Genomic DNA, 20,418 nt, shown 5'->3' on the forward strand with positions numbered 1-20,418 from the left:
CAGCGCTACCCTCGAAGATTGTTATTCGGCGTTTTGCGGTTTTCAGGCCTGATGGGGAACGACCATCAGGCTTATAGTCTGTCCGTGCCAAGTAACAATCGAGAGGGCAAGGTGAACTCGCCCCATTTATTTTAGTTAGTTAAGCGCTTTATCATTCGGTGATTTGAACAGAGCCTTCATTTCGTCTGACAGTTCGAAATTCATGTTCAGGTTCTTCGGTGGAATTGGATTTTTAAACCACTTATCAAACCATTTCTCAGCTTCGCCTGAGGTCTGAGCCTGGGCAATGGTGTCATCCATCAGCTTTTTGAACTCAGGGTCATCTTTGCGCAGCATACAGCCGTAGGCTTCCTGAGATTGCGGCTTGCCAACGATCTCCCAGTTGTCTGGTTTCTTCGCTTTCGCGCGTTCGCCAGCCAGCAGGGCGTCATCCATCATAAAGGCAACGGCGCGGCCGCTTTCCAGAGTACGGAAAGAGTCACCGTGGTCTTTCGCGCTGATGATGCGCATATCCATTTTTTGTTCTTCGTTCAGCTTGTGCAGCAGGACTTCTGAGGTGGTACCTGAAGTCACGACCACGGCTTTGCCTTTCAGGTCAGCGAAATCTTTGACGTCACCGCCTTTTTTCGCCAGCAGACGGGTGCCGACAACGAAAATAGTGTCAGAGAAGGCTGCTTGTTTCTGGCGCTCAACGTTGTTGGTGGTGGAACCACATTCAAAGTCGAAGGTACCGTTTTGCAGCAGCGGAATACGGTTCTGAGAGGTAATTGGGATCAGTTTCACCTGCAGGTCAGGCTTGTTCAGCTTTTTCTTCACCGCTTCAACAATTGCGTTGGAGTAATCCTGTGAATAGCCGACCACTTTTTGCTGATTATCGTAGTAAGAAAACGGTACCGAGGATTCACGGTGTCCGACGACGATTACGCCATTTTTAGCGATCTTATCCAGCGTACTGCCTGCCGCTGGTGCTGCGTCTTCTGCGTGCGCCAGACCAGCGGACATTCCCATGACCAGCATGGCTGTGGCGAGCTTACGTAATTGCATATCCAACTCCTTTATCGTCTGCGCCGGTGACGCATTGATACCCATTGTGATGTTGTTATTGTTTGCTACTTAAACGTGCAGTCTTGTATATGTTTGTTAACATTTAGTTTGGATGAATGTAAAGAATTTGCTGTGTTATTGTTTATTTTTGCGAAGTGCGCCGCACCATTTGGGGGCAAAAATATCCTGTTGCACTTTTCGGGTGCTACCTTCGCTCAACTTTGGTGCGACCAGGTTGCACATTCAGCCAAAACAGCGTTTGCCTTGTAGAACAAAGCAATAGACGTGCCAGAATGAGATGTGGGAAATGTTTATGGGCCGGATAAGCAAAGCGTTATCCGGCCGGGGAGGGGAGGTTACTTACGACGTTGACGCAGGCTCATGACCACCGCACCAAAGCCAAACAGTGCGGTCAGCAGCCACAGCGGCCAGTTACCGGTACGGGCATAAGGGGTTAAGCCCGTGGTCGGCGTAACGCTGGTGGTCAGAACCTGACGGGTAAACTGCGGGATCATCGCCTGAATTTCACCCTGCGGGCCAATCACCGCGGTAATACCGTTATTGGTGCTACGCAGCAGCGGGCGTGCCAGCTCCAGAGAACGCATCCGCGCCATCTGGAAGTGCTGCCACGGACCAATGGACTTACCGAACCAGGCATCGTTGGAGATAGTCAGCAGGTAGTCAGTATCCGGACGGAAGTTATCCCGAACCTGTTCGCCAAGAATGATTTCGTAGCAGATGGCAGCCGTCAGCTTAAAGCCGTGCGCATGCAGCTGTGGCTGTACATAAGGTCCACGGCTGAACGAAGACATTGGCAGGTCAAAGAACGGCGCTAACGGGCGTAGGATCGATTCCAGCGGGACAAACTCACCAAATGGGACAAGGTGATTTTTGTTATAGCGATTGGTCGAGTCATAACTGTACGGACTGTCTTTACCCAACGTGATGATGGTGTTGTAGGTGTCGTAACGATTCTGTTTGTTCAGGCGAGCATCTACAATCCCGGTAATCAGCGTGCTGTTTTTCGATTTCAGCAGGTCATCCATCATGCTCAGAAAACGCTGCTGGTTAATTTCCAGATCCGGAATAGCAGATTCTGGCCAGATGATGAGCTGTGATTTACCCATCTCGGGCTGGGTGGCGTCGAGATAAATTTTCAGAGTGTTGAGTAACTGACCTTCATCCCATTTGAGCGACTGTGGAATGTCGCCCTGCACCATCGACACCTGCGTGGTTTTTTCCGGCTCCAGCGTATACCACTGGATATAGCGTAGCGGGAAGGGCAGCGCGAAAAGTATCACGGCCACGACCAGCGGACGCCAGTTACGGCTGACTAACGCCAGCACCAGCAGGCCGCTAACCATCATCAGCAGGAAGTTGATTGCCTCTACGCCCATTACCGGTGCAAGCCCTTTTAGCGGGCCATCAATTTGGCTGTAACCAAACTGCAGCCATGGGAAGCCGGTCAGGACCCAGCCGCGCAGGAATTCAGTTATCTGCCAGATAACCGGCGCGGCAATCGCTACCCGAATCCAACTGGTTTTCGGCCACAGACGCGACAGAATGCCAGCAAACAGACCGGTGTAGAGGGAAAGGTAGGCGGCAAGCAGAACCACGAGAAAAACGTTTACCGGCCCCGGCATGCCGCCAAATTGCGCGATGCTGACGTAGACCCAGTTGATGCCTGAACCAAACAGGCCCATTCCCCAGAAATAGCCAATGGCAGCAGACTGGAGAGGACGGCGGTTGAGGGTAAGAGCCTGCAGACCCATCAGCGAAATAATCGCGGCGGGCCAGATATCATACGGAGAGAAAGCCAGCGTCCCGCAGGCACCGAATAATAACGCCAGCAGCAGGCGCATGCGCTGGCGTTCAATTAATGGGGCAAATGCCATGTAGTCTATGATCCAGTTTCGGGTTTATTCGTCCAGTTTGGGCTGGGGTGAGTCGTCCGGAATTCTGACATGAACCTGAATAATACGACGGCTGTCAGCCATCGCCACTTTGAACTGGTAACCATCAATGTCGATGGTCTCACCGCGAGCGGGTAAATGACCAAAGGCCTGCATAACCAGCCCGCCAATGGTATCGACTTCTTCGTCGCTAAAGTGGGTCCCGAAAGCTTCGTTGAAGTCTTCAATCGACGCCAGCGCGCGAATAGTCCAGGTGTGGCGACTGAGCTGACGGAAATCAATATCGTCTTCTTCGTCGTACTCATCTTCAATTTCACCGACAATCAGTTCAAGGATGTCCTCAATGGTCACCAGACCTGAGACACCGCCAAACTCGTCGATGACGATAGCCATATGATAACGCTGGGAGCGGAACTCTTTCAGCATGCGGTCAACCCGCTTGCTTTCAGGTACGACAACCGCCTGGCGTAACACTTTCTCCATGCTGAAGGCTTCGGCATCGCTGCGCATAAACGGCAGCAAATCTTTGGCCATCAGAATCCCTTCAATGTGATCTTTGTCTTCGCTGATCACCGGAAAACGCGAGTGGGCAGACTCGATGATCACATCGAGACATTCGTCCAGGGTCTGGTTGCGTTTCAGGGTAATCATCTGAGAGCGAGGGATCATAATGTCGCGTACGCGTTGGTCCGCAATATCCATCACCCCTTCGAGCATATCGCGCGTATCTTCATCGATAAGGTCGTTTTGCCCGGAATCACGGATCAGCTCCAACAGTTCGTCACGGTTTTTCGGTTCACCGTGGAAAAGTTGGCTCAGTAACAGGGAAAAAAATCCCTTTTTGCTGTTTAAGGTGTCACTACTGTGTGAATTGTCGTCGCTCATGGCGTCGTATGGGTTCTCATGTTAGTTAATAGGTCGCTCAATGCGCGTAAACTCAGCGCACGGCTTTATGGGAAGCCCGGGCAGATGCCCGACGGCTTATTCCTTCTCGGCAATGTACGGATCCTCATAGCCCAGAGCAAGCATAATCTCTGTTTCGAGGGATTCCATCTCTTCCGCTTCATCGTCTTCGATATGGTCGTAGCCGAGCAAATGCAGGCTACCATGCACCACCATGTGCGCCCAGTGGGCTTCAAGCGGCTTACCTTGTTCCTGCGCTTCTTTCTCAACGACCTGACGGCAGATGATCAAATCACCCAGCAGCGGCATCTCAATGCCCGGCGGGGCTTCAAACGGGAAAGAGAGTACGTTGGTTGATTTATCTTTCCCGCGATAGGTCAGGTTCAGCTCGTGGCTTTCAGCATCGTCGACCAACCGAATCGTGACCTCTGACTCTTCCTGAAACTGCGGGATCACGGCATCCAGCCATCTCTGAAACTGACTTTCTGGTGGTAAGCCGGATTCGTTTTCGCATGCCAGCTGTAAATCGAGGATAACCTGACTCATTTTTGTTCCTGCTCCTGAGCTTCGCGCTTGCGTTCTGCAGCCTGCTCGGCTTTGCGTTTCTGTTCTGCTTCTTCCCAGGCTTCATACGCCGTGACGATACGAGCCACCACCGGATGGCGAACCACGTCTTCGCTATGGAAGAAATTAAAACTAATTTCGTCGACTTCAGCCAGCACTTCAATGGCATGACGCAGACCGGACTTGGTGCTACGCGGCAGATCAATCTGGGTGATATCGCCGGTGATAACCGCTTTGGAGTTAAAGCCGATACGGGTCAGGAACATTTTCATCTGTTCGATGGTGGTGTTCTGGCTCTCATCAAGAATGATGAACGCATCGTTTAACGTACGGCCACGCATATAGGCCAGCGGCGCAACTTCAATGACGTTACGTTCAATCAGCTTTTCAACCTTCTCAAAACCGAGCATTTCGAACAGCGCGTCATACAGCGGTCGTAAATAGGGATCGACTTTCTGGCTCAGATCGCCTGGCAGGAAACCCAGTTTTTCACCGGCTTCAACCGCTGGACGGGTTAGCAGAATACGGCGGATCTCCTGACGCTCTAGTGCATCGACCGCAGCGGCAACCGCCAGATACGTTTTACCTGTACCCGCAGGGCCAACACCAAAGGTGATGTCGTGGTCGAGGATATTCGCAATGTACTGTGCCTGATTCGGCGTGCGCGGTTTAATCACTCCGCGCTTGGTTTTGATATTCACCGCTTTGCCAAATTCCGGCACGCTGTCTGCGCTTTGCTCAAGCACACGCGCTTCTTTAATCGCAAGGTGAATTTGTTCTGGCTCGATGTCCTGTGTCTGGCCGCGCATTGGGGCCGTATCGACATACAGGCTGCGTAAAATATCTGCCGCAGCGGTGACACAAATTGGACGACCAGTCAGTTTGAAGTGGTTATCGCGGCGGTTAATTTCGATGCCGAGACGACGCTCCAGTTGTTTTATGTTGTCATCAAATGGCCCGCAAAGGCTCAACAGGCGGGCGTTGTCTGCGGGTTCAAGGATAATTTCGCGAGTGTCTATGTTCAAACTGTTCCTCTTATGCATGTCTCGCCGGACGCTGAACATTTACCGGCATCTAAGGAAATTATTCACGCCATGGGGGAAAGGCGCAAGCATTGCAATAAATATGGGGGTACCAGGGCAAATTACAAGGCCCGCCGGAGCAGCGAGCCAGGAAGTGTAGGCCCGATAAGCATGGCGCCATCGGGCATTGTTTGCGTTTTTCAGCAGGATTAAGGCTGATAAGTACCCACGCCCAGATCGTTTTCTTTGCGGGTACGCGCAATGACCGACTCAGGGGATTCTGCGATGCGCAGGCCCATTTCGTCTTCGGTACGCACCACTTTGCCGCGCAGTGAGTTGGTCCAGACATCGGTAATTTCAACATCAACAAACTTACCGACCATATCCGGGGTACCTTCAAAGTTCACCACGCGGTTATTTTCGGTACGCCCTGACAGTTCCATCACGCTTTTCCGTGACGTACCTTCGACCAGAATGCGCTGGGTCGTGCCGACCATACGACGGCTCCAGGCCATGGCTTGCTGGTTAATACGCTCCTGCAGGATGTATAAACGCTGTTTTTTCTCTTCTTCCGGTACGTCGTCAACCATATCGGCGGCAGGGGTGCCAGGACGCGCAGAGAAGATAAAGCTGTAGCTCATGTCGAAATTGACATCAGCGATCAGCTTCATGGTCTGCTCGAAGTCCTGGGTGGTTTCACCCGGGAAGCCGACGATGAAGTCGGAGCTAATCTGGATATCCGGACGTGCTGCGCGCAGTTTACGGATGATTGCTTTGTATTCCAGCGCGGTATGGGTACGACCCATCAGGTTCAGTACACGATCCGAACCACTCTGTACCGGCAGGTGCAGGAAGCTCACCAGCTCTGGCGTATCGCGATAAACTTCAACGATATCATCGGTGAATTCGATCGGATGGCTGGTGGTAAAACGGATACGGTCAATGCCGTCGATCGCTGCGACCAGACGCAGCAGATCGGCGAACGAGCCGGTGGTGCCGTCGTAGTTTTCACCGCGCCAGGCGTTGACGTTTTGCCCCAACAGGTTTACTTCACGCACACCTTGGGCTGCAAGCTGGGCGATTTCAAACAGAATATCATCCGCCGGACGGCTGACTTCCTCACCGCGGGTGTAGGGAACCACGCAGTAAGTACAATATTTATTGCAGCCTTCCATGATGGACACAAACGCGCTTGGCCCTTCAGCACGCGGTTCTGGCAGGCGGTCGAATTTTTCGATCTCCGGGAAACTGATATCAACTACCGGGCTACGGGTGGTGCTTCCACGCACTTTGTTGATCATTTCCGGCAGGCGATGCAGGGTTTGCGGCCCAAAAATAATATCGACGTAATGCGCGCGTTGGCGAATATGATCGCCTTCCTGAGACGCAACACAGCCACCAACACCAATGATGAGCTTGGGATTCTTCTCTTTTAACAGCTTCCAGCGACCTAATTGATGGAAGACTTTTTCCTGAGCCTTCTCGCGGATTGAGCAGGTATTCAGCAGCAGCACATCCGCTTCTTCCGCCACGTCGGTCAGTTGATACCCGTGAGTGGCATCCAGCAGATCGGCCATCTTCGATGAATCGTATTCGTTCATCTGACAGCCCCAGGTTTTAATATGGAGTTTTTTGGTCATCGACTTGCTCTTGCGAAATTGTGGCTGAAATGCAGGGCGCATAGTGTACTGCTTTGGCGCGGTTGTGACCAGTATGACGGATGTCAGCCTCAAGGGGGAAAAAATCCTGTAAACTTACACAATACATGTAACAGGATGATTGACCATGACAAATCAACCAACGGAAATTGCCATTGTCGGCGGGGGGATGGTCGGCGGCGCGCTGGCGCTGGGACTGGCGCAGCACGGATTTACGGTAACGGTTATCGAGCATGCCGTGCCCGCGCCGTTTGTGGCTGACGGACAGCCGGATGTCAGAATTTCGGCCATTAGCTCCGCCTCCGTGTCGTTGCTGAAAGGGCTGGGCGTCTGGGATACGGTTCAGGGAATGCGTAGCCATCCTTATCGTCGACTGGAAACGTGGGAGTGGGAAAATGCCCATGTGATGTTTGATGCCGCCGAGCTTAAGCTGCCTTTACTGGGCTATATGGTGGAGAACACGGTCCTGCAACAGGCGCTCTGGCAGGCGCTGGAAGTTCACCCTAAAGTTACGCTGCGCGTGCCGGCGTCGCTTCTCTCTTTGCATCAACATCACGATCGGCATGAACTTGAACTGGCAGACGGTGAAAAAATTAGCGCGAAGCTGGTCATCGGCGCCGATGGTGCCAACTCTCAGGTGCGAAAAATGGCCGGGATTGGCATTCATGCCTGGCAGTATGCGCAGTCCTGTATGTTGATTACCGTGCAATGCGAGAATTCACCGGGAGACAGCACCTGGCAGCAATTTACCCCTGACGGTCCGCGCGCGTTTTTACCGTTGTTCGATAACTGGGCCTCGCTGGTGTGGTACGACTCACCAGCTCGCATCCGCCAATTGCAAGCGCTAAATATGCCGCAACTGCAGGCGGAGATCGCTAAACATTTCCCTTCACGACTCGGTAACGTTACGCCTGTGGCGGCGGGGGCATTCCCACTTACGCGTCGTCACGCGCTGCAATATGTGCAACCGGGGCTGGCGCTGGTAGGTGATGCCGCGCATACCATTCACCCACTGGCGGGGCAGGGCGTTAATCTGGGTTTTCGTGATGTCGATGCGCTGATTGATGTTCTGGTGAGCGCCCGCAGCTATGGTGAGGCGTGGGCCAGTCAACCGGTACTGAAGCGTTATCAGAATCGTCGTATGACCGATAACTTCATTATGCAAAGTGGGATGGATTTGTTCTACGCCGGTTTTAGCAACAACCTGCAGCCGCTGCGTATTATGCGCAATCTCGGGCTCATGGCCGCAGAGCGCGCAGGTGTGCTGAAGCGTCAGGCGCTGAAGTATGCGTTAGGGTTGTAGTGCCGTTAAACCAGGCGCGAAAACAGTGTTTCTCTACCTTCTTTGCCTGGAAAAAATCCCTGATACCAAACACTTCCGGTGTTGGTTGTCAGGGTTTCACATTGCCATTGATGGGTGGCAACGCAATACAACGCTCTGGCGCTAATACCTGCGAAGATGAGCAGGCAAGCCAGCACAAACAGCGCCGCAACCGTATTTCCCCCATTGGCATAATCATGCGTCAGTATGGCAATACAGGCAATTTGCAGGCAGAGCTTGCCGCTAAACCCATAGATAAAAAACTGGCGAAGCCGTGCTTGTGAAAAGAAGCAGGGATTTTTCAGTACAGATCGCTGTTCCTGAGCGGGAAAACCGTGGATATAGACCATCCACTGAGTATTCTCCGTCAGCGTTAAGGCCGTACCGGCTTCATTAAGTCGGTGAAGATGCATTGACACAATAATCGGGAATACGATGCCAATCAGAACGAAGTAGGTTATCAGTGACGAAATGCCGATAAAGCTGAGACCAACCGCGAGAAGAAAAAACAACAGGGCAGTTATTCGCATGAATAACAGTGGGAAAATTTGATAATTCATCACAAGCTCCTTTTGCGCAAAAGCGGATTCTAGCATTAAGCTTTTGGGCGCTTGTGCAGGAGAGGGAGTTTTTAGGATTTTATAAAAGCAAAAAGCTCGCCGAAGCGAGCTTTTTTAATATGGCTGGGGTACGAGGATTCGAACCTCGGAATGCTGGTATCAGAAACCAGAGCCTTACCGCTTGGCGATACCCCAACGGGTGCACCCACAGAGTGGACGACTTTTTGAAATTGGCTGGGGTACGAGGATTCGAACCTCGGAATGCTGGTATCAGAAACCAGAGCCTTACCGCTTGGCGATACCCCAACAATTTTTTGGATTTACCGAACGAGTCGATACGTCCTTAATATGGTGGCTACGACGGGATTCGAACCTGTGACCCCATCATTATGAGTGATGTGCTCTAACCAGCTGAGCTACGTAGCCTGATACTATCATATTCTTCGATGGCTGGGGTACCTGGATTCGAACCAGGGAATGCCGGTATCAAAAACCGGTGCCTTACCGCTTGGCGATACCCCAATGACCGTCGCGGTGAACCGCTATATCGAAGAAAAAATGGCTGGGGTACCTGGATTCGAACCAGGGAATGCCGGTATCAAAAACCGGTGCCTTACCGCTTGGCGATACCCCATCCGTGCAACGCTTACGGGTGAATGGTGCGGGAGGCGAGACTTGAACTCGCACACCTTGCGGCGCCAGAACCTAAATCTGGTGCGTCTACCAATTTCGCCACTCCCGCAAAAAAGATGGTGGCTACGACGGGATTCGAACCTGTGACCCCATCATTATGAGTGATGTGCTCTAACCAGCTGAGCTACGTAGCCATCTTTTTTTCGCGTAACCTTATCGGCGTTGCGGGGCGCATTATGCGTATTGAGCCTTGAAGCGTCAACCCCTTTTTCATTGAAAATAGCTGGAATGTGACTGTTTGGTTAGGTTGCGAACAGTATGACGCAATATTCGGCAATTATTAGTTATTAATTGTTTTTTAGCACAGAAAACAGACATAAAAAAAGAGCCCCGCAGGGCCCTTTTCTAAGGATTAACTTATTTATAAGCGGACTGGTGTACGCCAACCGCGCGACCAGACGGATCGTTCATGGTTTTAAACGCTTCATCCCATTCGATCGCTTTGGCGGAAGAACAGGCAACAGAAGGGCCGCCCGGAACACATTCCGCAGCGCTGGCAACCGGGAACAGTTCTTCGAAAATCTCACGGTACAAATACGCTTCTTTCGACGATGGCGTGTTGTACGGGAAACGGAAGCTGGCGGTTTCCAGTTGTTGGTCGGAAACTTGCTCTGCAGCGACTTCTTTCAGCGTGTCAATCCAGCTGTAACCGACGCCGTCAGAGAACTGCTCTTTCTGCCGCCATGCGACGCTCGCCGGCAGGTAGGATTCAAAACATTCGCGCAGAACATGTTTTTCCATTTTGCCGTTGCCGCACATTTTATCCTGCGGGTTGATGCGCATCGCCACATCAAGGAATTTTTTGTCCAGGAAGGGCACGCGAGCCTCCACGCCCCAGGCTGACATGGCTTTGTTGGCACGCGCACAGTCGAACATGTGCAGCGCCTGCAGTTTACGCACGGTTTCTTCATGCAATTCTTTCGCGTCTGGCGCTTTGTGGAAGTAGAGATAACCGCCAAACACTTCGTCTGACCCTTCGCCCGACAGCACCATTTTAATGCCCATTGCTTTAATCTTGCGCGACATTAAGTACATCGGCGTCGAGGCACGAATGGTTGTAACATCGTAGGTTTCGATGTGATAAATCACGTCGCGGATAGCATCCAGACCTTCCTGCACGGTGAAGTGGATCTCGTGGTGCACGGTACCCAGATGGTTTGCTACTTCTTGTGCGGCTTTCAGATCCGGTGCGCCTTCGAGGCCGACGGCGAAGGAGTGCAACTGCGGCCACCAGGCTTCACTGCGTTCCTGATCTTCAACACGACGCGCGGCGTATTTTTTGGTGATTGCGGAAATGACCGAAGAATCCAGACCGCCGGACAGCAATACACCATAAGGAACATCTGACATCAGGTGGCTTTTCACCGCATCTTCCAGCGCCTGACGCAGCTCGTTTTTATCGGTAACGTTGTCTTTTACCGCATCGTATTCAAACCAGTCGCGCTGGTAGTACTGACGAATTTCGCCGTCTTTACTCCACAGATAGCTACCGGCCGGGAATTCTTTAATCGTACGGCAAACAGGAACCAGTGCCTTCATTTCAGACGCAACATAGAAGTTACCGTGTTCGTCGTAGCCCATATACAGTGGGATGATCCCGATGTGATCGCGGCCAATCAGGTAAGCGTCCTGCTCGCTGTCGTACAGCGCGAAGGCAAACATGCCTTGCAGGTCATCCAGGAACTCTGGGCCTTTTTCCTGATACAGCGCGAGGATAACTTCACAGTCGGAACCTGTCTGGAACTGATAGCGATCGCCGTATTCAGCGCGCAGCGCCTGGTGGTTATAAATTTCACCGTTAACCGCCAGGATATGCGTTTTCTTCACGTTGTACAGCGGCTGAGCACCGGCGTTGACGTCGACGATGGACAGACGTTCGTGTGCCAGAATGGCGTTATCACTGGCGTAAATACCCGACCAGTCCGGGCCGCGATGGCGCATCAGACGAGACAATTCCAGGGCTTTTTTACGCAGTTCAACTGCGTCAGTTTTAATATCGAATACGCCAAAAATAGAACACATAACCTTCTCCGTTAACCTGTTGCGTGATGCTTTTTATGTTTGCTTGATAAAGAAAATGCCGCAAAGCGGGAGAGGGCGCAAGCGAATTGCGGGTCAGAAAATAAAAAATGCAATGGTCATTGTGGATTGGTGAAAAAAGATTATGCAATGAACATTGTTATTGATGAATCAGCAATGAAATGGTGATTTTATTGAATGGATGAGATTCTGTAGGCTGGATAAGGCGTTTAGGTCGCCATCCGGCAATAACGCTGTAGAATTGCCGGATGGCGACGCGGGGGCTCTTATCCGGCCTACGGATTAAATGACGTCAATCTCGGCAACGGAGGGATAGATCCAGCTTGGTCTGAATGGCATGTTGTCAATATCGTCAAGTTTGGATACGCCAGACAGTACCAGGATAGTTTCCAGACCCGCCTGGAAACCTGCCAGAATATCGGTGCGCAGGTTGTCGCCAACAATGACAGTTTCTTCTGAGTGCGCCTGCATTTTGTTGAGTGCCGCGCGAATAATCCACGGGCTGGGTTTGCCGACATAAAACGGTTTACGGCCGGAGATCTTCTCAATACCGGCGCACAGCGCACCACAGGCCGGGTAAAAGCCGCGACCATGGGTATCCGGGTTAGTGGCGATAAAACGTGCGCCGTTAGCCACAAAGTATGCCGCTTTATGCATCATGTCCCAGTTGTACGAACGGGTCTCTCCGACAATGACAAAATCAGGGTTAACGTCGGTAATAGTAAAGCCAGCTTTATACAGCTCATGGATTAACGCACCTTCACCCACCACGTAGGCTTTTTTCCCTTCCTGACGACGGAGAAAATCAGCAGTAGCCATAGCGGAAGTATAAAAGACGCTATCGGGGACATTCACACCCGCGGTGGCGAAGCGGTTTGCCAGATCTTGCCCGGTCTGCGAAGGGTAATTCGTCAGCAGGACTAACGGTAAACCTTTCTCCAGAATGCCGGTCAGAAAGTCTGCCGCACCTGGTACGGCAACATTGTCGTGCATCAGCACGCCGTCGATATCACAAATTACATTCTTAATGGTCATGGACAATCCGACATTAAAAAAAGAAGGCATTACTATACACAAAATACACTACATCATTCGAGTTGCATCAAGGCGGCAAGTCTGCGAACTCCTGGAGCTTACTGAAATAAGTGACCGGGGTTCGCAGATGCAGCTTGAAGGATGACGTGTATTAGCTTTCCAGCAAACGCTGCAGCAATGTCCCGTTGAGCATTGCGCGTTTCACCAGCGCAAATGCACCAATCGCTGAACGGTGATCCAGCGTGGAACGTACCACCGGCAAATTGTGGCGAAACGCCTTCAGTGCCTGATTATTAATGCAGCTTTCTATTGCCGGAAGCAGGACTTTATCTGCTTCGGTAATCTCACCGGCAATGACGACTTTTTGCGGGTTAAACAGGTTAATTGCAATCGCGATGGTTTTACCCAGGTGTCGACCAACGTGCTCGATAACTTCTGCTGCCAGATTGTCACCTTTGTTGGCTGCCTTACAGATAGCTTTGATACTGCAATCATCCAGCGTGAGCCGACTTGGATAGCCTTGTTTTAGCAAGTTTTGTACGCGGTGTTCGATAGAAGCATTGGCCGCAATGGTTTCCAGACAGCCGAAATTACCGCAGTGACAGCGCTCACCCAGCGGTTCTACCTGAATATGACCAATCTCACCCACGTTGCCATTGCGACCGATAAAAATGCGGCCATTGGAGATAATCCCTGCGCCGGTTCCGCGGTGAACACGCACCAAAATGGAGTCTTCGCAATCCTGACTTGCCCCGAAATAGTGCTCAGCCAGCGCCAGGCTGCGAATATCGTGACCAACAAAGCAGGTGACTTTGAAGCGTTTTTCGAGCGCTTCGACCAGCCCCCAGTTTTCGACCTGAATGTGTGGCATATAGCGGATGACGCCGCTTTCAGGATCGACAAGGCCTGGCAGGATGACAGAAATTGCGATCAACTCGCGGATTTTCCGCTGGCAACTGTCAATAAAGGTGGCAATCGTATTGAGCAGCGCATATTCCAGCGTTTCCTGGGTGCGCTCCGGGAGAGGGTAGTGCTCTTCGGCGACCACTTTGCTGCTCATATCATAGAGCGTCAGCGTGGTGTCGTGGCGGCCAAGACGCACGCCAATTGCGTGGAAATTACGGGTTTCGGTGACGATGGAGATAGCGCGGCGGCCCCCCGTGGAGGCCTGCTGATCGACTTCTTTGATCAGCCCGCGTTCGATCAGTTGACGCGTAATTTTGGTTACGCTGGCGGGGGCAAGCTGGCTTTGCTCGGCAATCTGAATTCGCGAGATTGGCCCATGCTGGTCAATCAGGCGATAAACCGCCGCGCTGTTAAGCTGTTTTACGAGATCAACATTACCTATTTGAGCTTGTCCGCCTGGTGTCATTCTTTCTCTTACTCAGTAACGACCTCGTTGCCATTAACGATGGTCTTGATAATTTTAAAGTCGTGCGTGAACGCGGTCAGGTTGGCTACTTTGCCTGGCGCGATGCTGCCGAGTTGTTTGTCGACGCCAATGGCGCGAGCAGGGTAGAGCGTTGCCATGCGCAGGACTTCGTCCAGTGCGATACCGCAATGTTCAACCAGATTGCGTACACCTTCGATCATGGTTAATGATGAACCGCTCAGCGTGCCGTTCTCATCAACACACAGTCCATTGCGGTAGTATATTGTTTTACCAGCGAAAATGAACTGCTCAATGTTTGCCCCCGCCGGCGCGGTCGCGTCGGTGACCAGGCACAGCTTGTCGCCTTTCAGGCGTTTAGCATTGCGGATGTTGGCATAGTCAACATGCATGCCATCGGCGATGATACCGCAATAAATATCTGCCTCATCCAGAATCGCGCCTGCCAGACCTGGTTCGCGACCGGTAATATAAGGCATCGCGTTGAACAGATGTGTTGCAAAGGAAATGCCTGCACGGAAACCGATTTTTGCTTCCTTCAGCGTCGCGTTAGAGTGGCCCGCAGACACCACGATACCGGCATTCACCAGTTGGGTGATCACTTCGACAGGAACCATTTCAGGCGCCAGCGTCACTTTGGTGATGACATCCGCATTATCGCACAGGAAATCGACAAGTGCAGCGTCCGGTTGACGCACAAATCCCGGATTATGCGTACCTTTTTTCACCAGGTTCAGCCACGGACCTTCAAGGTGTAGCCCTAATGCTTGATTTGGATGCTTAGCGAGGTATTCACGCATCACGCGAACGCCCTGCTTCATCAGGTCATCGCTGGTGGTGATTAGCGTTGGCAGATAGTTGGTGCAGCCAGATTTTTCATTGGCTTTTTGCATGATTTCCAGCGTCTCAACGGTAACGGCTTCTGCCGTATCGTTAAACTGTACACCGCCACAGCCGTTTAACTGCACATCAATAAAACCGGGGGAGACAATGGCTCCATTTAGCGAGCGCTGTTCAATCCCTGACGGCAATTCAGACAGTGGGCAAACGCTATCGATCAGGCCATTGGCGACAACAATCGCATGGTCATCAAGAATTTCGTGACCGGTAAAAATCCGGCCCTGGGTTAAAGCATACATTCCGACCCCCGATTTCAAAAAAATGCCGCCCTGCACGTTTTCGACAGGGCGGAGACATCATTACAGACCTTTAATATTTTCCGCTTCTAACTCGTTAAAGTATTTCAGCGTCTTCACTTTCAGTTCCATAGTGGAAGGTTCATCGCAGACCACAACTGCTTTCGGATGAAGCTGCAGACAGCTGATGGTCCACATATGGTTAACGTTGCCTTCAACAGCCGCCTGCAGCGCCTGTGCTTTCTGGTGACCCAGCACTAGGATCATTACTTCTTCAGCATCCAACAGGGTGCCCACGCCTACGGTCAGTGCATATTTAGGCACCTGGCTTACGTCGCCGTCAAAGAAGCGTGAGTTAGCTACGCGGGTGTCGTGGGTCAACGTTTTGATACGGGTACGGGAAGCTAAAGAAGAAGCGGGTTCGTTGAACGCAATGTGTCCATCGTTACCTACGCCGCCCATAAACAGATGGATTTTACCGTAAGAACGGATTTTCTCTTCATACTGACGGCATTCTGCATCAATATCCGGCGCGTTACCATTGAGGAGGTTGATGTTTTCTGCTGGAATATCAACATGATCAAAGAAGTTACGGTGCATAAAGCTGTGATAACTTTCCGGATGTTCCTTCGGCAGGCCAACATATTCGTCCATGTTGAAAGTGACAACATGTTTGAAGCTCACCTGGCCCGCTTTGTGCATTTCGACTAATGCTTTATAGGCAGTCAGCGGAGTGCCGCCAGTCGGCAGGCCCAGAACGAACGGACGATCTGCCGTTGGTTTGAACGCGTTAATGCGGTTAACGATATGGCGAGCAGCCCATTTGCCGACTTGTTCAGCGGTATTCAGGGGGATCAGTCTCATTCTTCACCTCAAAAGTAAATGTAAGCAGTTGGCGGATTGAGTCTCTGTGCAGTATTAAGCGTAACCTGGTTTTGCATCGGTAAGGATCAATCCGTTTCGATTTTTTGAATGATAAAATAAGTTTTCGTAGTTAGCCAGTTTAAGGGAGGGTTAATAACGATATTTGGTGATTGGAATCACAAAAAACACGCTTTTAATTTGCGATACGAATTAATTTTTCACACACTCTGAATGTAGATGAATGGTTAATGTTGTTGTCCCAAAATCTCTTGCTGTTGCAGTTAGGAATGGTCGCACAATAAAAATATGGCTTCAAAGGAGCCTAATCGGGGTCTCGTAGGGGGAATAAAATGAATATTTTAGGTTTTTTCCAGCGGCTGGGTAGGGCGTTACAGCTCCCCATCGCGGTGCTGCCAGTCGCGGCACTGTTGCTGCGATTCGGCCAACCAGATTTACTGAACGTACCCTTCATCGCGCAAGCGGGTGGGGCTATCTTTGATAACCTCGCGTTAATTTTTGCTATCGGTGTGGCTTCCAGCTGGTCTAAAGACAGCGCGGGTGCGGCAGCGCTGGCAGGTGCGGTTGGTTATTTCATATTGACCAAAGCAATGGTTACCATTAACCCGGCGATCAACATGGGCGTGCTGGCGGGTATCATAACCGGTCTGGTCGGCGGTGCTGTGTATAACCGTTGGTCTGGCATCAAACTGCCTGATTTCCTGAGCTTCTTCGGCGGCAAACGTTTTGTACCCATCGCCACTGGCTTCTTCTGTTTGATACTGGCTGCTATCTTCGGCTACGTGTGGCCGCCGGTGCAGAATGCCATCCATGCGGGTGGTGAGTGGATCGTGGGCGCTGGCGCGCTGGGTTCTGGTATTTTTGGCTTCATCAACCGTCTGCTGATCCCAACCGGTCTGCATCAGGTGCTGAACACCATCGCCTGGTTCCAGATTGGCGAATTCACTAACGCTGCAGGTACCGTATTCCACGGTGATATCAACCGCTTCTACGCGGGTGACGGCACTGCGGGTATGTTCATGTCTGGCTTCTTCCCGATCATGATGTTTGGTCTGCCGGGTGCGGCTCTGGCGATGTACTTCGCCGCGCCGAAAGCGCGTCGTCCGATGGTCGGCGGTATGCTGCTGTCCGTTGCTATCACCGCATTCCTGACCGGTGTTACCGAGCCGCTGGAATTCCTGTTTATGTTCCTGGCTCCGTTGCTGTACCTCCTGCACGCCGTTCTGACGGGTATCAGCCTGTTCGTTGCGACGCTGTTGGGGATCCATGCGGGCTTCTCTTTCTCCGCAGGTGCTATCGACTACGTGTTGATGTACAACCTGCCGGCTGCAAGTAAGAACGTCTGGATGCTGGTCGCCATGGGTCTGGTGTTCTTCGTTATCTATTTTGTGTTGTTCAGCGCGGTTATTCGTTTGTTTAACCTGAAAACGCCGGGCCGCGAAGATAAAGAAGACGAGATTGTTACTGACGAAGCAAACAGCAATACCGAAGAAGGTTTAGCTCAACTGGCAACCAACTACATTGCTGCGGTTGGCGGTACGGATAACCTGAAAGCGATTGATGCCTGTATCACCCGTCTGCGTCTGACCGTTGGCGATTCTGCCCGCGTCAATGATGCGATGTGCAAACGCTTAGGCGCATCGGGTGTGGTTAAGCTGAACAAACAAACTATTCAGGTTATCGTGGGTGCGAAAGCTGAATCTATCGGCGACGAAATGAAGAAAGTTGTGGCACGCGGCCCGGTTGCGGCAGCGTCTACTGACAATGCCCCGACAGCGGCTGCCCCGATTGCAAAACCGCAGGCTGTCGCGAATGCGGTCGCCATTGAAGCGCTGGTTTCTCCGATTACCGGTGATGTGGTTGCACTGGAGCAGGTGCCTGATGAAGCCTTCGCCAGCAAAGCAGTGGGTGACGGCGTGGCGGTAAAACCAACGGATAAAATCGTGGTTTCTCCGGCAGCGGGTACTATTGTGAAAATCTTCAACACCAACCATGCGTTCTGTCTGGAAACGGAAAAAGGCGCGGAAATCGTGGTCCATATGGGTATCGATACCGTGACGCTGGAAGGTAAAGGCTTTAAACGTCTGGTTGAAGAAGGTGCGGTTGTTGCAGCAGGTCAACCGATTCTGGAAATGGATCTGGAATACCTGAACGCCAACGCACGTTCCATGATTAGCCCGGTTGTGTGCAGCAACAGCGATGATTTCGGTGCGCTGGTTATTAAAGCCGAAGGTCATGTGGTTGCCGGTCAGACACCGCTGTATGAGATTAAAGGTAAATAACTGCTCCTGAGTAAAGTGAGTTAAGTGCCTTAAGCGGCGGGGGAGATTCCTCCGCCGCTTTTTTTTGCAGCAAATACCCTCATATATCCTGTTGAAACACCTTTTTTGTGCAACTAATAGTTGTCTCCTGACGTCGCTTATAAGATCATGTTCCGTTATACGTTGTTTACGCTTTGAGGAATCCACGATGAGTGAGGCTGAAGCCCGCCCGAGTAACTTTATTCGTCAGATCATCGATGAAGATCTGGCCAGTGGTAAGCACACCACTATCCATACACGTTTTCCGCCGGAGCCAAATGGCTATCTGCACATTGGCCACGCGAAATCCATTTGTCTGAACTTTGGCATTGCGCAAGATTACCAGGGCCAGTGCAACCTGCGTTTTGATGATACGAACCCGGTTAAAGAAGATATCGAGTACGTTGAATCGATTAAAAACGACGTTGAATGGTTAGGTTTCCACTGGACTGGCGACATTCGCTACTCTTCGGATTACTTCGATCAGCTTCACGCCTATGCGGTAGAGCTTATTAATAAAGGCCTGGCGTACGTTGACGAACTGTCAGCGGAAGAAATTCGCGAATACCGTGGCACGCTGACTCAGCCAGGCAAAAACAGCCCGTACCGCGATCGCAGCGTTGAAGAAAACCTCGCGCTGTTTGAAAAAATGCGTAACGGTGGTTTTGAAGAAGGTAAAGCCTGCCTGCGTGCGAAAATCGATATGGCTTCGCCGTTTATCGTGATGCGCGATCCGGTGCTGTACCGTATTAAGTTCGCTGAACACCACCAGACCGGCAATAAGTGGTGCATCTACCCGATGTACGACTTTACCCACTGCATCAGCGATGCGCTGGAAGGCATCACGCATTCACTGTGTACGCTGGAGTTCCAGGATAACCGTCGTCTGTACGACTGGGTGCTGGACAACATCACTATTCCGGTTCATCCGCGCCAGTACGAATTCTCGCGCCTGAATCTGGAATACACCGTGATGTCCAAGCGCAAGCTGAACCTGCTTGTGACCGACAAGCACGTTGAAGGCTGGGATGACCCCCGTATGCCGACGATCTCTGGCCTGCGTCGTCGCGGTTACACCGCTGCCGCGATCCGTGAGTTCTGCAAACGCATTGGCGTGACCAAGCAGGACAACACTATTGAGATCGCTTCTCTGGAATCCTGTATCCGCGAAGATCTGAACGAAAACGCCCCGCGCGCGATGGCGGTTATCGATCCGGTGAAACTGGTTATCGAAAACTACCCGCAGGGCGAAAGCGAACTGGTCACCATGCCTAACCATCCGAGCAAGCCGGAAATGGGCAGCCGTGAAGTGCCGTTCAGCGGTGAAATCTGGATCGACAGGGCCGATTTCCGCGAAGAAGCGAACAAGCAGTACAAGCGTCTGGTGATGGGTAAAGAAGTCCGTCTGCGTAATGCTTACGTGATCAAAGCTGAGCGTGTCGAGAAAGATGCAGAAGGGAAGATCACCACCATTTTCTGCACCTACGATGCTGACACCCTGAGCAAAGATCCGGCCGATGGTCGTAAAGTTAAAGGCGTTATTCACTGGGTGAGCGCGTCCCATGCGCTACCGATTGAAATCCGTCTGTACGACCGTCTGTTTAGCGTGCCAAACCCGGGGGCAGCGGAAGACTTCCTGTCCGTTATTAACCCGGAATCGCTGGTTATTAAGCAGGGTTACGGTGAGCCTTCGCTACAGGCCGCTGTTGCTGGTAAAGCGTTCCAGTTCGAGCGTGAAGGGTATTTCTGCCTCGACAGCCGCTACGCAACAGCTGACAAATTGGTGTTTAACCGCACCGTGGGTCTGCGCGATACATGGGCTAAAGTAGGCGAATAAACCGTCGTTACGCATCATCTTTTCAAACGCCGCACTCTGCGGCGTTTTTTTTCGCCTGAAAATGGTTAGCAGACTCTATTTGCGCAGCGAAATAATTGTTATTCAGGAATGGTTTTTGCC

At 51.7% G+C, this 20,418-nt stretch carries 15 protein-coding genes and 7 tRNA genes; 3 read left to right on the forward strand and 19 right to left on the reverse strand.

Features of this window, described 5'->3' with window-relative positions:
- Positions 1-135: 135 nt before the first annotated feature.
- The 6 genes from gltI to miaB all read right to left on the reverse strand — a co-directional run bounded on the left by gltI (position 136) and on the right by miaB (position 7,086).
- A complete protein-coding gene (gltI, locus tag AL515_RS08265; RefSeq protein ID WP_048212290.1) occupies positions 136-1,044 on the reverse strand; it encodes a glutamate/aspartate ABC transporter substrate-binding protein GltI in 909 nt (302 codons plus the stop codon).
- Positions 1,045-1,400: 356 nt separating this feature from the next.
- The gene (gene lnt / locus AL515_RS08270; RefSeq protein ID WP_061067517.1) at positions 1,401-2,939 is read right to left on the reverse strand and encodes an apolipoprotein N-acyltransferase; all 1,539 of its coding nucleotides are present in this window, start codon (positions 2,937-2,939) and stop codon (positions 1,401-1,403) included.
- A 24-nt stretch (positions 2,940-2,963) separates the two neighbouring features.
- Positions 2,964-3,842 (reverse strand): CNNM family magnesium/cobalt transport protein CorC, encoded by an 879-nt coding sequence (corC, locus tag AL515_RS08275; protein WP_003847383.1) that lies wholly within the window; start codon positions 3,840-3,842, stop codon positions 2,964-2,966.
- A gap of 96 nt (positions 3,843-3,938) precedes the next feature.
- Complete coding sequence (gene ybeY, locus AL515_RS08280; protein ID WP_048212287.1) at positions 3,939-4,406, reverse strand: rRNA maturation RNase YbeY; 468 nt, start codon at positions 4,404-4,406, stop codon at positions 3,939-3,941.
- Complete coding sequence (locus AL515_RS08285) at positions 4,403-5,449, reverse strand: PhoH family protein (RefSeq protein WP_061067518.1); 1,047 nt, start codon at positions 5,447-5,449, stop codon at positions 4,403-4,405. Before AL515_RS08285 ends, ybeY begins: the two co-directional genes overlap by 4 nt.
- A gap of 206 nt (positions 5,450-5,655) precedes the next feature.
- The gene (gene miaB, locus AL515_RS08290) at positions 5,656-7,086 is read right to left on the reverse strand and encodes a tRNA (N6-isopentenyl adenosine(37)-C2)-methylthiotransferase MiaB (RefSeq protein WP_005121416.1); all 1,431 of its coding nucleotides are present in this window, start codon (positions 7,084-7,086) and stop codon (positions 5,656-5,658) included.
- A gap of 145 nt (positions 7,087-7,231) precedes the next feature.
- Between miaB and ubiF the strand changes: the two genes are divergently transcribed.
- Positions 7,232-8,407, forward strand: coding sequence for a 3-demethoxyubiquinol 3-hydroxylase (ubiF, locus tag AL515_RS08295; RefSeq protein ID WP_061067519.1), 1,176 nt, complete (start codon positions 7,232-7,234; stop codon positions 8,405-8,407).
- A 5-nt stretch (positions 8,408-8,412) separates the two neighbouring features.
- On the opposite strand, the gene AL515_RS08300 is transcribed toward ubiF, so the two are convergent.
- The 13 genes from AL515_RS08300 to nagB all read right to left on the reverse strand — a co-directional run bounded on the left by AL515_RS08300 (position 8,413) and on the right by nagB (position 16,143).
- Positions 8,413-8,985, reverse strand: coding sequence for a hypothetical protein (locus AL515_RS08300; RefSeq protein WP_061067520.1), 573 nt, complete (start codon positions 8,983-8,985; stop codon positions 8,413-8,415).
- Positions 8,986-9,105: 120 nt separating this feature from the next.
- Positions 9,106-9,180, reverse strand: a tRNA-Gln gene (locus tag AL515_RS08305).
- Positions 9,181-9,216: 36 nt separating this feature from the next.
- Positions 9,217-9,291: transfer RNA gene (locus AL515_RS08310), tRNA-Gln, on the reverse strand.
- A gap of 43 nt (positions 9,292-9,334) precedes the next feature.
- Positions 9,335-9,411: transfer RNA gene (locus tag AL515_RS08315), tRNA-Met, on the reverse strand.
- Positions 9,412-9,432: 21 nt separating this feature from the next.
- Positions 9,433-9,507: transfer RNA gene (locus AL515_RS08320), tRNA-Gln, on the reverse strand.
- A gap of 37 nt (positions 9,508-9,544) precedes the next feature.
- Positions 9,545-9,619 (reverse strand) — tRNA-Gln (locus AL515_RS08325).
- Between the two features lie 23 nt (positions 9,620-9,642).
- A tRNA-Leu gene (locus AL515_RS08330) sits at positions 9,643-9,727 on the reverse strand.
- 8 nt (positions 9,728-9,735) lie between these two features.
- A tRNA-Met gene (locus AL515_RS08335) sits at positions 9,736-9,812 on the reverse strand.
- 223 nt (positions 9,813-10,035) lie between these two features.
- The gene (asnB, locus tag AL515_RS08340) at positions 10,036-11,700 is read right to left on the reverse strand and encodes an asparagine synthase B (protein ID WP_003835552.1); all 1,665 of its coding nucleotides are present in this window, start codon (positions 11,698-11,700) and stop codon (positions 10,036-10,038) included.
- A gap of 300 nt (positions 11,701-12,000) precedes the next feature.
- Positions 12,001-12,753 (reverse strand): ribonucleotide monophosphatase NagD, encoded by a 753-nt coding sequence (gene nagD / locus AL515_RS08350; protein WP_048212284.1) that lies wholly within the window; start codon positions 12,751-12,753, stop codon positions 12,001-12,003.
- Positions 12,754-12,904: 151 nt separating this feature from the next.
- Positions 12,905-14,125 carry a DNA-binding transcriptional regulator NagC gene (gene nagC, locus AL515_RS08355; RefSeq protein ID WP_061067521.1) on the reverse strand — a complete coding sequence of 407 codons (1,221 nt, stop codon included), beginning with the start codon at positions 14,123-14,125 and terminating at the stop codon, positions 12,905-12,907.
- An 8-nt stretch (positions 14,126-14,133) separates the two neighbouring features.
- Entirely contained in the window at positions 14,134-15,282 is a 1,149-nt protein-coding gene (gene nagA / locus AL515_RS08360) for an N-acetylglucosamine-6-phosphate deacetylase (protein ID WP_061067522.1), read from the reverse strand.
- 60 nt (positions 15,283-15,342) lie between these two features.
- On the reverse strand, positions 15,343-16,143 hold the full coding sequence (nagB, locus tag AL515_RS08365) for a glucosamine-6-phosphate deaminase (RefSeq protein WP_003022803.1): 801 nt from the start codon (positions 16,141-16,143) through the stop codon (positions 15,343-15,345).
- A 350-nt stretch (positions 16,144-16,493) separates the two neighbouring features.
- Here nagB and nagE point away from each other — a divergent pair, with 350 nt between their 5' ends.
- The gene (gene nagE, locus AL515_RS08370; protein ID WP_061067523.1) at positions 16,494-18,443 is read left to right on the forward strand and encodes a PTS N-acetyl glucosamine transporter subunit IIABC; all 1,950 of its coding nucleotides are present in this window, start codon (positions 16,494-16,496) and stop codon (positions 18,441-18,443) included.
- A 187-nt stretch (positions 18,444-18,630) separates the two neighbouring features.
- Positions 18,631-20,298, forward strand: a complete 1,668-nt coding sequence (gene glnS, locus AL515_RS08375; protein WP_061067524.1) for a glutamine--tRNA ligase — start codon at positions 18,631-18,633, stop codon at positions 20,296-20,298.
- Positions 20,299-20,418: the final 120 nt, after the last annotated feature.

The sequence above is a fragment of the Citrobacter sp. FDAARGOS_156 genome (assembly GCF_001559235.2).
GTDB classification, from domain to species: Bacteria; Pseudomonadota; Gammaproteobacteria; order Enterobacterales; family Enterobacteriaceae; genus Citrobacter; species Citrobacter youngae.